Genomic DNA, 14,654 nt, shown 5'->3' with positions numbered 1-14,654 from the left:
GGCGACCTGCCTGACGCCCTGCCCGCGCTCGCCCCCGGCCTGCCGTCCGCATTGCTGGAGCGCCGCGCCGACATCGTCGCCGCCGAACACCAGCTGCGCGCGGCCAACGCCAACATCGGCGCCGCCCGCGCCACCTTCTTCCCGCAGGTCAGCCTGACCGCCGCGCTGGGCACCGCCAGCGCGGAACTGGACGGCCTGTTCGCCGGCGGCAGCCGCTCGTGGACCTTCGCCCCCAGCATCACGCTGCCGCTGTTCGACGGCGACCGCCGCCGCCAGAACCTGACGCTGGCCGAAGCGCGCCGCGACAGCGCCATCGCCAACTACGAGAAAACCATCCAGGGCGCCTTCCGCGACGTGGCCGACGCGCTGTCCGCGCAAACCTGGCTGACAGCGCAAGTGGGCATCGCCGAACGCACCCTGCAAGTCCAACGCGAGCGCGCCCGCCTGTCCCAGCTGCGCTACGACAGCGGCGCCGCGCCCTTCCTCGACGTGCTCGACGCCCAGCGCGACCTGCTCAGCGCCGAACAGCAGCTGATCCAGCTGCGCCGCGCCCTGCTGGGCGCCGGCATCGCGCTGTACAGCGCGCTCGGCGGCGACCCGGTGCTGGCCGCCCCGCCGCTCGCTTCCATTGACCTTCCCCTGACCCGCATATGACCCCAGACCTGACACGCAAACTCGCCGCGGCCGCCGTCGGCGCCGCCCTGCTGGCCGGCGCCGGCTACACCTGGTACCGCATGCACCCGACCGGCCCCGGCCCCGAATTCACCAGCGGCAACGGCCGCATCGAGGCGACCGAGATTGACGTCGCCGCCAAGCTGCCCGGCCGCCTGCAGGACATCGCCGTCAACGAAGGCGACTTCGTCACCGCCGGCCAGGTGCTGGCCCACATGCAGGCCACCTCGCTGCAAGCGCAGCGCGACGAAGCCGCCGCCCGCCAGGCGCAGGCGCAAACCGCCGTCGCCAGCGCCGACGCCATGGTCGCCATGCGCCAGAGCGACTACCAGGCCACGCAAGCATTGGTGGTGCAGCGCGAAAGCGAACTCGATGCCGCCCAGCGCCGCCTCAAGCGCTCCGAAAAACTGGTGCTCGAAGGCGCCTCGTCCGAACAGGAACTGGACGACGACCGAGCCCGCGTGCGCGCCACCAGCGCCGTGATCCGCGCCGCCCGCGCGCAAGTGGAAGCGGCCAGCAGCGCCGTCGAAGCCGCGCGCACCCAGGTGGCAGGCGCCCGCGCCTCGGTCACCGCCGCCAAGGCCACGGTCGACCGCATCGACGTCGACCTGGCCGACAGCGCGCTGACCGCGCCACGCGCCGGCCGCGTGCAATACCGCATCGCGCAGGCCGGCGAAGTGCTGGGCAGCGGCGGCAAGGTACTCAACCTGGTCGACCTGGCCGACGTCTACATGACCTTCTTCGTGCCCGAGCAAGCCGCAGGCAAGCTGGCGCTGGGCGCGCCGGTGCGCGTGATCCTCGACGCCGCGCCGCAGTACGTGCTGCCGGCGCGCGTCTCCTTCGTCGCCAGCACCGCGCAGTTCACGCCCAAGACCGTGGAGACCACCAGCGAGCGCCAGAAGCTGATGTTCCGCGTCAAGGCGCAGATCGACCCGGCGCTGCTGCAAAAGCATATGAAACTGGTCAAGACCGGCCTGCCCGGCGTGGCCTGGGTGCAGCTTGACGCCAGCAAGCCCTGGCCGGCCAACCTGGAAATCAAGGTGCCGCAATGAGCGATGCAAGCGCAGCCGGCGTAGCCGCGCTGCGTGGCGTGACACTGGAATACGGCGACACCCGCGCCCTGCAAGCGATCGACCTCGACCTGCCGGCCGGCCGCATGATCGGCATGATCGGCCCGGACGGCGTCGGCAAATCTAGCCTGCTGTCGCTGGTGGCCGGCGCGCGCGCCGTGCAGCAAGGCAGCGTCACGGTGCTGGGCGGCGACATGCGCAGCAAGCGCCATCGCGACGACGTCTGCCCGCGCATCGCCTACATGCCGCAGGGCCTGGGCCGCAACCTGTATCCGACGCTGTCGGTGGAGGAGAACCTGCAGTTCTTCGGCCGCCTGTTCGGCCACGACGCCGCCAGCCGCCGGCGCCGCATCGACGAGCTGACCGCCAGCACCGGCCTGGCGCCGTTCCTGCAACGGCCGGCCGGCAAGCTGTCCGGCGGCATGAAGCAGAAGCTGGGCCTGTGCTGCGCGCTAATCCACGATCCCGACCTGCTGATCCTCGACGAACCCACCACCGGCGTCGATCCGCTGTCGCGCGCGCAGTTCTGGGACCTGATCGCCCACATCCGCCGCCAGCGTCCCGCCATGAGCGTGGTCGTGGCCACCGCCTACATGGAGGAAGCCGACCGCTTCGACTGGCTGGTGGCGATGGACGGCGGCCAGGTGCTGGCCACCGGCACGCCGCAGGAACTGCGCGCCCGCACCGCCACCACCACGCTGGAGCAAGCCTTCATCGCGCTGCTGCCGGCCGAGAAGCGCGGTGACCATCACGCGGTGACGGTGCCGCCGTTCCAGCCGTCCGAAGGCAACGACAGCATCGCCATCGAAGCCCAGGGCCTGACGATGAAGTTCGGCGATTTCACCGCGGTCGACCACGTGGACTTCCGCATCCGCCGCGGCGAGATCTTCGGCTTCCTCGGCTCCAACGGCTGCGGCAAGTCCACCACCATGAAAATGCTGACCGGCCTGCTGCCGGCCACCGAAGGCAGCGCCCTGCTGTTCGGCCGCGAGGTCGACGCCGGCGACATGGCCACCCGCCGCCGGGTCGGCTACATGTCGCAGGCCTTCTCGCTGTACGGCGAGCTGACCGTGGCGCAGAACCTGGTGCTGCACGCCCGCATGTTCAGCGTGCCGGAAGCCGAGATCGAGGGCCGCGTGGCCGACATGGCGAACCGCTTCGGCCTGGACAACGCGCTCGACTCCCTGCCCGAGCAGTTGCCGCTGGGCGTGCGCCAGCGCCTGTCGCTGGCGGTGGCCATGGTGCACAAGCCGGAACTGCTGATCCTGGACGAGCCGACCTCCGGCGTCGATCCGGTGGCGCGCGACATGTTCTGGCGCCTGATGATCGACCTGGCGCGCAACGACCAGGTCACCATCTTCATCTCCACCCACTTCATGAACGAGGCCGAGCGCTGCGACCGCATCTCGCTGATGCACGCCGGCCGTGTGCTGGTAAGCGCCTCGCCGGCCGCGCTGCCGGCCATGCGCAACGTCGGCACGCTGGAGCAGGCCTTCATCTCCTACCTGGAGGAAGCGGCCGGCGAAACGGCGCCGCCCGCTCAGGCCACCCCGGCCACCCCGGCGGCCGCCGAGGCGCCTGCATCCCCGCACGCCGCCACGCCGCGCGCCCGCTGGCGCCGCGCCCTGCAACGCGGCTTCAGCTACACGCTGCGCGAGACGCTGGAACTGCGCCGCGACCCGGTGCGCGCCACGCTCGCACTGCTGGGCACCGCCATCCTGATGTTCATCATCGGCTACGGCATCAACATGGACGTGGAAAACCTGTCCTACGCCGTGCTGGACCGCGACCAGAGCGGCTTGAGCCAGAACTACGCGCTCAACTTGTCCGGCTCGCGCTACTTCATCGAACGCGCCCCGATTGCCGACTACAACGACCTGGACCGCCGCATGCGCAGCGGCGAACTGGCGCTGGCGATCGAGATCCCGCCCGGCTTCGGCCGCGACCTGCAACGCGGCGCGCCGGTGACGGTGGGCGCCTGGGTCGACGGCGCCATGCCGATGCGCGCCGAGACCACGCGCGGCTACGTCCAAGCCATGCACATGGGCTGGCTGGCCGACATGGCCCAGCACCGCCTGGGCATGAAGCTGGCCGGCGCCGGCACGCTGGAAACGCGCTACCGCTACAACCCCGACGTCAAGAGTCTGCCGGCCATGATCCCGGCCGTGATCCCGATGCTGCTGATGATGATCCCCGCCATGCTCAGCGCCTTGTCCGTGGTGCGCGAGAAGGAGCTCGGCTCCATCCTCAACCTGTACGTGACGCCGGTAACGCGGCTGGAATTCTTGCTCGGCAAGCAGATCCCCTACATCGCGCTGGGCATGCTGAACTTCGTGCTGCTGACCATCCTGGCCGCCACCGTATTCGGCGTGCCGGTCAAGGGCAGCTTGCTGGCGCTGACCTTGGCCGCGCTGGTCTACGTGATCTGCTCCACCGGGCTGGGCCTGCTGGTGTCCACCTTCACGCGCAGCCAGATCGCCGCGCTGTTCGTGACCATGATCGGCACCATCATCCCCTGCGTACAGTTCGCAGGTTTGCTCAATCCGGTATCCGGCCTGTCCGGCGCCGGCGCGCTGATCGGCCGCATCTACCCAGCCACCCATTTCCTCACCATCAGCCGGGGCGTGTTCAGCAAGGCGCTCGGACTGGGTGAACTGGGCGGCTCGATGTGGCCGCTGCTGCTGGCGGTGCCGGTGATCCTGACGGCATCGGCACTGCTGCTGGACAAACAGGAACGATAACCATGCGCGTACCATTGAACACCCGCCTGGCCCACATCTACCGGCTCGGCATCAAGGAGCTGTGGAGCCTGCTGCGCGATCCCGCCATGCTGGTGCTGATCGTCTACACCTTCACGCTGTCGATCTACGTGGCCGCCACGGCGATGCCGGAAAGCCTGCACAACGCCGCCATCGCGATCGTCGACCTGGACGGCTCGCCGCTGTCGGCGCGGATCACGGCCGGCTTCTACCCGCCGCACTTCCACACGCCGTCGGTGGTGAACGCCACCCAGGCCGACGCGGGACTCGACAACGGCGACTACACCTTCGTGCTGTCCATCCCGCCCGGCTACCAGCGCGACACGCTGGCCGGCCGCTCGCCGTCCATCCAGCTCAACATCGACGCCACGCGCATGAGCCAGGCCTTCACCGGCAACGGCTACATCCAGCAGATCGTCAGCACCGAGGTGGGCGACTTCCTGCGCCGCCAGCAGCAGGCCGCCGCGCCGCCGGTCGACCTGGATTTGCGGATGCGCTTCAATCCCAACCTGGAGCAGTCGTGGTTTGGCTCGCTGATGGAGATCATCAACAACGTCACCATGCTGTCGATCATCCTGACCGGCGCCGCGCTGATACGCGAGCGCGAACACGGCACCATCGAGCACCTGCTGGTGATGCCGGTGACGCCGATGGAAATCATGCTGGCCAAGGTGTGGTCGATGGGGTCGGTGGTGGTGCTGGCGGCGCTGTCGTCGCTGCTGTTCATCGTGCAGGGCGCGCTGCACGTGCCGATCACCGGCTCGATCGCGCTGTTCGTGCTGGTGACGGCGCTGCACCTGTTCGCCACCACCTCGATGGGGATTTTCCTCGCCACGCTGGCGCGCAGCATGCCGCAGTTCGGCATGCTGCTGGTGCTGGTGCTGCTGCCGCTGCAGCTGCTGTCGGGCGGCTCGACGCCGCGCGAAAGCATGCCGGTGCTGGTGCAGGACATCATGCTGGCCGCGCCGACCACGCACTTCGTCGCCGCCGCCCAGGCCATTTTGTACCGGGGCGCGGGACTGTCCGTGATCTGGCCGCAGATGCTGGCGCTGGTGGCGATCGGCGCGGTGCTGTTCGCCACGTCGCTGCGGCGCTTCCGCAAGACCATCGGGCAGATGGCCTGACGCGGATCAGTCGTGGAAGGCCTCGACCACCTTGCGCTGGCCAAGCATGAAGGCGTCGGCCACGTGGCGCAGCGGGGCCACGTCCACGTCCGAGCGGCCGGCCCGGACAAGTTCGGCGAAGCGGCGGTACAGCGACGGGTACTCGGCCTCCTTTTCCAGCGGCTGCTCGACGCCACCCAGCCACAGGCGCGCGCCGCCGTCGCTCAGTTTCAGCTCGCCGTCGGCGGTCTGCACGACGACGTCCCAGCTTTGCTTGCCGGTCTGGCGCCAGTCGAAACTGGCCTGCACCGGCATGCCGGCGCCGTCCTGGAACCGCAGCTCGGCGCCGATGGGCGCGTCGCGGTTCTCGGGGAACTCCAGCGCGGCGTGGTTCAGGAAGATCGGCGACGGCAGGATCTCGGTGACGATGGACAGCGCGTTGATGCCCGGATCGAACACGCCCAGGCCGCCCGCCTGCCAGATCCATTCCTGGTTCGGGTGCCACTGGCGCACGTCTTCCTTCCAGATCACCTGCATCGCGGTCGGCGCGTGGGCGGCCAGGTAGGCTTTGGCCGGCTGCACGCCGGGCGCGTAGCGCGAATGCCAGCTGGTGAACAGCGTCAGGCCGCGGGCGGCGGCCAGCGCCTCCAGGTCCGCCACTTCGGACAGCGTGGCGCCGGGCGGCTTCTCCAGGAACACGTGCTTGCCGGCCAACAGCGCGGCGCGCGCGGCCTGGTAGCGGTACTGCGGCGGCATGCACAGCGACACGGCGTCGATCTCCGGCACAGCGGCCAGCATCGCCTCGATGGAGGTGAAACCGGGCAGGCCTTCGACCGTGTTATGCCGGCTGGCCGAGGCCACCAACTGGAAATCCGGGTTCGCCGCGACGGCGGGCAAGTGCTGGTCGTGGACGATCTTGCCGACGCCTACGATCGCAAGTTTAATTGCTGACATCATCTGACTTTCAAAGAGTGGGGATTGTGCGCCCCCATGCTACGACGAACGATGCCGGCAAATCCAATCAATTTTATCGCGCCAGACATACCGAAATGGCATGCCGGAGCCAAATAAGTGCGAAAATGCCGGCCTTTGCCACCTTTGAAGATCCAGCATGACCCATCCCCTGCTCGCGCGCGATGCGCGCCGTATCGAACGCTACGCGGCCATGGCCGAGGCCGCCCGCTTCCTGCACCCGGTGCAGCAAGCCATGCTGCACCGGCGCGGCTGGCTCAGGATGCTGGCGCCGCGCGCCAGCGGCGGCGCCGAGCTGCCGTTGCCGCAGGCGGTTCGGCTGGAGGAAGCGGTAGCCGCGATCGACGGCAGCATGGGTTGGGTGCTCACGCTGTGCGCCGGCGCCGGATGGTTCGCCGGCTTCCTGCCGCCGCCACTGGCGCGCGACATCATCGGCGGCAAGCGCGTGTGCCTCGGCGGCAGCGGTGCGCCGACCGGCTACGCCGACCAGGACGGCGATGGGGAAGCCGCAGGGTTCCGCATCACCGGCCGCTGGGACTACGCCAGCGGCGCGCCGATGGCCACCCATTTCACCCTGAACGCGGTGCTGCGCGCCAACGGCCAGCCGCTGCTGGACGAACATGGCGCGCCGCGCATCCGCGCCTTCCTGGTGCCGGCGGAGCTGGTGCGGATCGTGCCGTCGTGGGCCAGCATCGGCCTGCGCGCCAGCGCCTCGCACAGCTACCGCATCGACGGCGCCTGGATCGGCAAGGACCATGGCTTCACCATCAGCCCCGCCGCCGCCACGGCGGACGGGCCGCTGTACCGCTTTCCATTTTATTCGCTGGCCTTCGTCACGCTGGCGGCCAATGTGGCGGGGATGGCGAGCCACTTCATGCGACTGGCGCGGCCCTGCATGAGCCGCCGCCGGCATGCCACCAAAGGCCTGCCGCTGCTGGAGGTTCCCGAGGTCGCAGCGCTGGTGCGCGCCAGGGAGCAGGTCCACGCCGCGGCCCGCGCGCACTTCTACCATGTGCTGGACCGCAGCTGGGCGATGGTGGAAAACGGTACGACGCTGGACGACAGCGACCTGCACGCGCTGCAGGCCAGCTCACTGGCGCTGGTGGCCGCCTCGCGCGCGGCGGTCGATGAGCTGTACCCCTACTGCGGCCTGTACGCCGCCCACGAGGACAGCGCCATTAACCGGGTCTGGCGCGACTTCCACACCGCCAGCCAGCACTCGCTGCTGCTGCCGTAGGAACAGCGACGACGACGGCGCCGTCAGGCCAGCAGCACGAGTAGCGCCGGCAGCACCATGCCGCCCGCCAGCGCAAGGCCGGCCGACCGGCGGCTGCGCGGATTAGTGAACGCGATATACAAGCCCGTCAGCGACGACAGGCACAAGCCCGCCGCCAGCGCCACCACGAACAGCTTTAGCGGCATGTTGACGTGTTCCTCCGGCGCGGCGGCGCGCGCCGGCGCGGCCGGCGCAGGTGCGGCCGACGCGGGTGCGGCGGCGGGTGCCTTCGGCTTGGGCGGCTCGTACATCTCCTGATCCTTGTGCAGCGCAGCCATGGCCGCGATCCACGGATAGGTCGGCGGATCGCCGCGGTGCGCGCCCTTGTGCAGGTCGAACGCTTGCAGCGCCCCGGAGAGGGCAAAGAACACAATGGCCGGCGTGAAGAAGACGCCGAGGTGGCGGTGCAACTGTCGTAATGTGAGCATATCCTTATCCTTGTTAAATCAAGCCGTTGGCAAATACACGGTGACCACCAAGCCAACGCCCTCGTTACTGGTCAATTCAATGTCGGCGCCATGGCCCTCCACCACGTTCTTGACGATGGACAGGCCAAGGCCGCAACCCCAGACCGCGTTGCCGTCCGGCCGGTAGAAGCGGTCGAACAACCTCGCGCGTTCCGCCTCCGGCACGCCGGGCCCGTTGTCGGCCACCCGCAGAAACGCCATTCCGCGTTCCAAGCCGGCAGAGACATCGACCTGCCCGCCCGGCTGCGTATAGCGCACAGCGTTGTCGACCAGGTTGCTGAGCATGACCGACAAACCTTCCGGATGCACCGGCACCCACAGCGGTTCGCCGCCGCCCGCCACACCCAGATCGATGCCCCGGCTTTCGGCCAGGATGCTGTGATCCGCGACCACCTGCCGCGCCAGCGCCAGCAGGTCGGTCCGCACCAGCGCCGGCCGCGCGTGATGCTGCTCGTGGCGGGCCAGCGTCAGTAGCTGATGCACCAGATGCGTGGAGCGGTCCAGCCGTTCATGCAGCCGCTGGAACGAGACCTGGCGCTGTTCGTCGCTGCCGGCCCGCTCGGCCAGTTGCAACTGGAGCTTGAGCGCCGTCAGCGGCGAGCGCAGTTCGTGCGCGGCGTCGGCGACGAAGCTGCGCTGCGCCGCCATCGCGCTGTCGATCTTGCCCAGCAGGCCGTTGAGCGCGACGACGATCGGCATCAACTCGGGCGGCATGCCGGCGGTCTCCAACGGCTGCAACGAACCGGGGGAGCGGCCATGCACGGCCTGCGCCACCTGTTCCAATGGCCGCAGCGCCAGGCCGACCACGATCCAGATCAGCGCCCCCAACGCCGGCAACAGCGCCAGCAGCGGCGGCACGATGCGCAGCGCCATGTGCGCCGCGATACGCTCCCGCATCGCGAACGGCTGGGCGATCTGCATGTAGTAGTCCGCCCGCTGTTCGCCGTACACGCGCCAGCGCTCGCCCCGATGGGTGATGGAGCCATAGCCCGCCAGCGACTGCCTCGGCAAGGCCTGCGACGGCTCCGACACATACGCCACGCGGCCGGCGGCGTCCCACACCTGCACCAGCACCGCATCGTCCAGGTCCGCGTCCTTGGGCACCTGGACGCCATCGCCCAAATGCGGCGGCAAGGCCCACGCCACCTCGCGCAGGCGCAGGTCCGACTGTTCATCGGCTTCGTGATTGGCCCGCTGGAACAGCAGCAGGCCTGCAATCAGCGTGCAGCAGAGGGTGCCGAACAACAGCCCGGCCAACAAACGCGCGCGGATCGACTTCATGTCAGGCTGGCCAGCTTGTAGCCGACGCCGCGCACATTCTTGATAAACTCGCTGCCCAGTTTCTTGCGCAGGTGATGGATGTAGACGTCGATGGTGTTGCTCTCGATTTCCTCGCCCCAGCCGTAGATCTTCTCTTCCAGCTGGGCCTTGGACACCACGCTGCCCGGCACATCGAGCAGCGCGCGCAGCAGGGCGAATTCGCGCGACGACAGGTGTAGGGCCACGCCGTTGAACGTGGCCTCATGCGCCGCCAGGTTGACGCTCAGGGCGCCATGCGTCACCAGCGAATGGTGATGGCCGCCGCGCCGGCGCAACACGGCGCGGATGCGGGCCAGCAGTTCATCGAGGTCGAACGGCTTGACCAGGTAATCGTCGGCGCCCGCGTCGAGGCCTTCGACGCGGGAGGCGGTGGCGTCGCGCGCCGTGACGATCAGCACCGGCGTCTGGCCGCCCTGCGCGCGCAGGCGCCGCAGCACGTCCATGCCCTGCCGCCCTGGCAGGCCCAGGTCCAGTATCAGCAGGTCGTAGATATCCTGCCGCATCGACAGCTCGGCCGCCACGCCATCCCGCACCCAGTCGACCGCATACCATTCGCCGCGCAGGGCCTCCAGCATGCTCTCGCCGATCATCGGATCATCTTCTATCAACAGCAGTCGCATGGTCGCTCAGGGTGTGGCGTAGCCGGCCGCCTGCATCAGGCCCAGGGACAGCAACGTGCTCGATATCGTCGTTTTCATCGTTTTCTGCGGAAGTGAGTGAGTACCGCAGTGTATGCGGTTCTTCATTAAACGACTATTAACGTCGCGCGCTCAGAACCAGATCCGGCGAAAGACCTGGTCCTTGTCGACCAGCAGGTGCTTGAGGCCCGCCAGCACATGAAGGACGATCAACGCCGTCATGATGACCGCCAGCCCGGAATGGACATCGAAGAACTGCTCGGCCACGTCATGGTCCGGCGTGAACCACGCGGGGAAAGCGGCTCCGAACAGCGCCACGCCACGCTTGGTATGTGCCGCGCCGAGAAAGCCGATCACCGGCATCGCGAACATGCAGGCATACAGCAGCCATTGGGTCAGGCTGGAGATCGTCCTTTGCCAACCGGGCACGCTGGCCGGCAGCGGCGCCGGCTTGTGCGTGAGCCGCCAGCACAGGCGGATCAGCAGCAAGGCAAACAGCACCAGGCCGAACGACTTGTGCTGGTCGAAGTACCAGCCGCTTCCCGGTTCGTCTTCGATGGCCATCATGTACCAGCCCACGCCCAGCAGGCCGACGATCAAGGCCGCGCACAGCCAGTGCAGCCACACCGCCAGCCGCCCGTAGCGCCACTCGTTCAGTCGATCGTTCATTTTGATTTTCCTTTCCATTTGACGAACTCGAACCATGCCACGCCCAGCGCGGCGACCAAGACCGACAACGCCAGCGGCCCCGCGCCGGGTATCGCGAAGGCAAACAGCTCCCGAACCGGCGCCACGGCCAGCACCAGCGCCAGCAACAGCAAAGTCGACACGGCGATCCAGGCGAAGGACCGGTTCGGCGCCGCGCGCCGTCCCCGCGCGGCCGGCGTCCAGCTGCGGTTGGCGTAGATCAGCCCAAGGTTGGCCAGGATCAGCGCGAGGAAGGTCGTGGTGCGCACGCCCGCCTCGGACTGGCCCGACCACGCGGCCAGCAGATGGTGGCCGGTCAGGATCAGCAGCAGTCCGCTCCCTTGCAGCAGGCCGCGCACCAGGATCTCGCGGTCGAACAGGTGCTGGCCGGGGCTGCGCGGTTTGGCCGACATCGCGCCGGCCTCGATCGGCTCGGCCTCGAACACGATGGAACAGGCGGGATCGATCACCAGCTGCAGGAACAGGATGTGCACCGGCATCAGCAGGATCGGCCAGCCCAGCAGCACCGGCAGGATCGACAGGCCGACGATCGGCACGTGCACCGCGACGATGAACACGATCGCCTTGCGCAGGTTGGCGAACAGGCGCCGGCCGTGGCGCACCGCCAGCAGCAGCGACGAAAAATCGTCCTTGAGCAGCACCAGCGCGGCCGCCTCGCGCGCGACATCGCTGCCGCGCGCGCCCATGGCCACGCCGATGCTGGCCGCCTTCAGCGCCGGCGCGTCGTTGACGCCGTCGCCGGTCATGGCGACGATGTCGCCCCGGCTGCGGAAGGCCTGCACCAGCCGCAGCTTCTGCTCCGGCGAGATCCGGCAGAACACCCCGGTGGCGGGCAGCCGCGCCCGCAGCGCGGCGTCGTCCAGCGCGCCCAGCTCCTCGCCGGACAGCAGCCCGACCCCGGGCCCGGCGATGCCCGCCTGCCGCGCGATCGCCAGCGCCGTGGCCGGATGGTCGCCGGTGATCATCACCACGCGCATGCCCGCCGCCTGGCATTCCGCCACCGCCCGCGGCACTTCCGGCCGCACCGGATCCTCCAGCGCCACCAGGCCGAGAAACACGAAATCGAAATCATGCTGGTTGTCCGGCAGGCGCACCGCCGGGAAGCTGGCGCTGGCGACGGCGATCACGCGCAGGCCGCTGTCGGCCATCGCCGCCACCTGCACCGCGATGGCGGCGGCGCGTTCCGGCGCCATGTGGCACAGGTCGACGATGGCCTCCGGCGCGCCCTTGGCGGCGACCAGCCAGGCCGAGTGGTCCGGCGAGCGCCACACCCGCGACATCGCCAGCATCTGGCGCGACAAGGGATAGTCGTCGATCAGCGTCCAGTCGGCGTGCAGGTGTTCGGTGTCGGCCAGCAGGCGCGCGCCGGCCTCGCCGATGGCGGACTCCATCGGATCGAAGGCGCGCCGATGGCTGGCCAGCACCGCGTATTCGAGCAGGCCGTGCAGCTCTTCCTGCAAGGCCTCCGGGTTCGCCGGCTGGCAGGCGTAGCCGCCCTGCTCCGACCACAGCTGCGCGACCCGCATGCGGTTGACGGTCAGCGTGCCGGTCTTGTCGACGCACAGCACGCTGGTTGCGCCCAGCAGCTCGATGGCCGGGATGCTGCGCGCCAGCACCTGTTCGCGTCCCAGCCGCCGCGCGCCCAGGCCCAGGAACAGCGTCAGGATGACCGGCAATTCCTCCGGCAGGATCGCCATGGCCAGCGTCAGCCCGGCCAGCAAGCCTTGCAGCCAGTCGCCGCGCAGCCACCAGTGGGCGAACGCCAGGCCGGCGGCCAGGCACAGGCCGGCCACGGCGACCGTCTTGACCACGCGCCCGGTCTCCACCTGGATCGGCGTCAGCTCGCCGCCCAGCGTCGCCAGCGACACGCCGATGCGTCCCAGCGCGCTGCGCGCCCCGGTCGCCACCACCACCCCGCTGGCCGTTCCCTGCGTGACCAGCGTGCCGGAGTAGACCCGGCTGTCGACCTCGCCCGCGCCTTCCGCCGCCGCATGCTTGGTGACCGGCACGGACTCGCCGGTGAGCATCGATTCGTCTACCGTCAGGTTGGAGGCGGCCGTCAGTGTCATGTCGGCCGGCACGCGGTCGCCCTCGGCCAGCAGCACCAGGTCGCCCGCCACCAGCTCGCTGCCGGCGACGCGCTCCTGCCGGCCGTCCCGCACCACCAGCGCGCGCGGACAGGACAGGTCGCGCAAAGCGTCCAGCGACCGTTCGGTGCGCCGCTGTTGGAAAAATGTCATACCGATGACGACCAGCACGAAGCCCAGCAACATGAAAGCCTCACCCCGGTCGCCGATGGCCAGGTAGACCGCGCCGCAGGCCACCAGCAGCAGGAACATCGGCTCGGAGACCACGTCCACCAGCAGGCGCCACGCACCGAGCGGGCGCGACGCCGGCAGCTGGTTCGGGCCGTCGGCCAGCAGCCTGGCCGCCACCTCCGCAGCGGTGAGTCCTTGATCGTTCATGCAAGCATCCCAGTTCAGCGAACGGGCCAGCTTAGCACACGGACGCACCGAACGGTGGCGGCCGGTCCGGGCGGCACGACGGCGTCCTTTCCGCAGGCGCGGCCGCGGGCGCCGCTACCACATCTATCCGGCAAAGGCTTGATCCATATCATAAAAACACCCACCAGCACCGATCATAATGCCAATTCAAGGGCATCTTGCCGCCCGCTGTGACCGCCCAGGAACGTCATGCACCGTCTACACACCGTACGCAATATCTTGCTGTTCATTGTGGCCGCCCTGGTCCTGCCCGCCTTTCTGATCGGCCTGGTCTGGTCGTTGCAAGCGTTCGACGCCAGCCGCGCCCGCAGCGAGGCCCAGGCCCTGCAAACGGCGCGCAGCCTGATGCTCGATATCGACAGCGAGTTCAAGTCGCTCGGCGCCGTGGCCGGCGCGCTGACGACCTCGCAGGCCTTGCAGGACGGCCACCTGGTGGCATTCCAGCGCCAGGCCGAAGCGGCCAGGCGCTACACCAACGCCACCAACTTCGTGCTGACCGACGTCCACGGCCAGCAGCTGCTCAACACGCTCAAGCCGTATGGCACGCCGTTGCCCCGGCACGGCAATCCGGCCTTGATCGACAAGGCGGCGAAAAGCGGGCGCATGCAGGTATCCGACCTCTATGTCGGCGCCGTCACCGGCGCCGGCGTCATGAGCATCTGCCTCCCGGTGCGGGTCGACGGCAAGCTCGCCTATTTCCTCGACGCCGGCCAGAACGCCGCAGAGTTCGCGAGCCTGCTGGCCAGCCGCAAGCTGCCGGCCGACTGGGTGGTGGCCATCATCGATGGCGGCGGCACCATCGTTGCGCGCAGCCGGGCGCCGGCACAGTATTTGGGCAAGCGCGCCCAGCCCGACCTGCTGCGGCTGATCGCCGCCGCGCCGCAGGGGCATGCCCGCTTGATGACGCTCGAAGGCATCGCGGTGTACACGAGCTTTGCCCGCTCCCCGGACAGCGGCTGGGCGGTCGCCATCGGCATCCCGGCGGCCAGCGTGGACGGCGAACTGTGGCGCTCGCTGGCCTTCAACCTGAGCGCCAGCGCCCTGCTGCTGGCGGTCGGCGTCGCGCTGGCCGTGTTCGCGGGCGCCCACATCCGCCGCGCCATGGCCCAGCTGGTCGAGATCTCGGCCGCGCTGGGCAGCGGCGCCGACCTGCCGCCGCACCACA

General features: G+C 69.2%; 12 protein-coding genes. 6 read left to right on the top strand and 6 right to left on the bottom strand.

The genetic code is table 11. From position 1 onward, the window contains the following. From GTP90_RS32325 to GTP90_RS32310, 4 genes are all read left to right on the top strand, one after another. A partial coding sequence (locus GTP90_RS32325; protein ID WP_161087362.1) for a TolC family protein occupies positions 1-654 on the top strand: 654 nt, incomplete at its 5' end. Then, complete coding sequence (locus GTP90_RS32320; RefSeq protein ID WP_161087361.1) at positions 651-1,724, top strand: HlyD family secretion protein; 1,074 nt, start codon at positions 651-653, stop codon at positions 1,722-1,724. The genes GTP90_RS32325 and GTP90_RS32320, both read left to right, overlap by 4 nt. After that, positions 1,721-4,483 (top strand): ribosome-associated ATPase/putative transporter RbbA, encoded by a 2,763-nt coding sequence (gene rbbA, locus GTP90_RS32315; RefSeq protein WP_161087360.1) that lies wholly within the window; start codon positions 1,721-1,723, stop codon positions 4,481-4,483. The genes GTP90_RS32320 and rbbA overlap by 4 nt, the downstream gene beginning before the upstream one ends. Before the next feature lie 2 nt (positions 4,484-4,485). After that, on the top strand, positions 4,486-5,625 hold the full coding sequence (locus GTP90_RS32310) for an ABC transporter permease (RefSeq protein ID WP_161087359.1): 1,140 nt from the start codon (positions 4,486-4,488) through the stop codon (positions 5,623-5,625). A 6-nt stretch (positions 5,626-5,631) separates the two neighbouring features. Here the strand turns inward: GTP90_RS32310 and GTP90_RS32305 are convergent, their stop codons facing one another. After that, positions 5,632-6,561 carry a Gfo/Idh/MocA family protein gene (locus GTP90_RS32305; protein ID WP_254452146.1) on the bottom strand — a complete coding sequence of 310 codons (930 nt, stop codon included), beginning with the start codon at positions 6,559-6,561 and terminating at the stop codon, positions 5,632-5,634. 154 nt (positions 6,562-6,715) lie between these two features. Here GTP90_RS32305 and GTP90_RS32300 point away from each other — a divergent pair, with 154 nt between their 5' ends. Then, positions 6,716-7,813 carry an acyl-CoA dehydrogenase family protein gene (locus tag GTP90_RS32300; protein WP_161087358.1) on the top strand — a complete coding sequence of 366 codons (1,098 nt, stop codon included), beginning with the start codon at positions 6,716-6,718 and terminating at the stop codon, positions 7,811-7,813. Between the two features lie 23 nt (positions 7,814-7,836). On the opposite strand, the gene GTP90_RS32295 is transcribed toward GTP90_RS32300, so the two are convergent. From GTP90_RS32295 to GTP90_RS32275, 5 genes are all read right to left on the bottom strand, one after another. Beyond that, complete coding sequence (locus tag GTP90_RS32295) at positions 7,837-8,280, bottom strand: hypothetical protein (protein WP_161087357.1); 444 nt, start codon at positions 8,278-8,280, stop codon at positions 7,837-7,839. An 18-nt stretch (positions 8,281-8,298) separates the two neighbouring features. Beyond that, positions 8,299-9,600 carry an ATP-binding protein gene (locus GTP90_RS32290; RefSeq protein ID WP_161087356.1) on the bottom strand — a complete coding sequence of 434 codons (1,302 nt, stop codon included), beginning with the start codon at positions 9,598-9,600 and terminating at the stop codon, positions 8,299-8,301. Beyond that, positions 9,597-10,259 (bottom strand): response regulator, encoded by a 663-nt coding sequence (locus tag GTP90_RS32285; RefSeq protein WP_161087355.1) that lies wholly within the window; start codon positions 10,257-10,259, stop codon positions 9,597-9,599. The genes GTP90_RS32290 and GTP90_RS32285 overlap by 4 nt, the downstream gene beginning before the upstream one ends. Positions 10,260-10,409: 150 nt before the next feature. Continuing rightward, entirely contained in the window at positions 10,410-10,946 is a 537-nt protein-coding gene (locus tag GTP90_RS32280; protein WP_161087354.1) for a cytochrome b, read from the bottom strand. After that, positions 10,943-13,450, bottom strand: a complete 2,508-nt coding sequence (locus GTP90_RS32275; RefSeq protein WP_161087353.1) for a cation-translocating P-type ATPase — start codon at positions 13,448-13,450, stop codon at positions 10,943-10,945. Before GTP90_RS32275 ends, GTP90_RS32280 begins: the two co-directional genes overlap by 4 nt. A gap of 228 nt (positions 13,451-13,678) precedes the next feature. On the opposite strand from GTP90_RS32275, the gene GTP90_RS32270 reads away from it, so the two are divergent. Next, positions 13,679-14,654, top strand: a 976-nt coding sequence (locus GTP90_RS32270) for a cache domain-containing protein (RefSeq protein ID WP_175048320.1), incomplete at its 3' end; no start/stop codon positions are given.

Source organism: Duganella vulcania (genome assembly GCF_009857655.1).
Lineage (GTDB): Bacteria > Pseudomonadota > Gammaproteobacteria > Burkholderiales > Burkholderiaceae_D > Rugamonas > Rugamonas vulcania.
The sequence above is the reverse complement of the archived record's forward strand: the minus strand, read 5'-3'. Positions and strand labels throughout refer to the sequence as shown.

What these genes read in the sequence shown, in the direction of transcription:
- GTP90_RS32320 (WP_161087361.1), top strand. Translation starts at nt 651, where the DNA reads ATGACCCCAGACCTGACACGCAAACTCGCCGCGGCCGCCGTCGGCGCC.
- rbbA (WP_161087360.1), top strand. Translation starts at nt 1,721, where the DNA reads ATGAGCGATGCAAGCGCAGCCGGCGTAGCCGCGCTGCGTGGCGTGACA.
- GTP90_RS32310 (WP_161087359.1), top strand. Translation starts at nt 4,486, where the DNA reads ATGCGCGTACCATTGAACACCCGCCTGGCCCACATCTACCGGCTCGGC.
- GTP90_RS32305 (WP_254452146.1), bottom strand. Translation starts at nt 6,561, where the DNA reads ATGATGTCAGCAATTAAACTTGCGATCGTAGGCGTCGGCAAGATCGTC.
- GTP90_RS32300 (WP_161087358.1), top strand. Translation starts at nt 6,716, where the DNA reads ATGACCCATCCCCTGCTCGCGCGCGATGCGCGCCGTATCGAACGCTAC.
- GTP90_RS32295 (WP_161087357.1), bottom strand. Translation starts at nt 8,280, where the DNA reads ATGCTCACATTACGACAGTTGCACCGCCACCTCGGCGTCTTCTTCACG.
- GTP90_RS32290 (WP_161087356.1), bottom strand. Translation starts at nt 9,600, where the DNA reads ATGAAGTCGATCCGCGCGCGTTTGTTGGCCGGGCTGTTGTTCGGCACC.
- GTP90_RS32285 (WP_161087355.1), bottom strand. Translation starts at nt 10,259, where the DNA reads ATGCGACTGCTGTTGATAGAAGATGATCCGATGATCGGCGAGAGCATG.
- GTP90_RS32280 (WP_161087354.1), bottom strand. Translation starts at nt 10,946, where the DNA reads ATGAACGATCGACTGAACGAGTGGCGCTACGGGCGGCTGGCGGTGTGG.
- GTP90_RS32275 (WP_161087353.1), bottom strand. Translation starts at nt 13,450, where the DNA reads ATGAACGATCAAGGACTCACCGCTGCGGAGGTGGCGGCCAGGCTGCTG.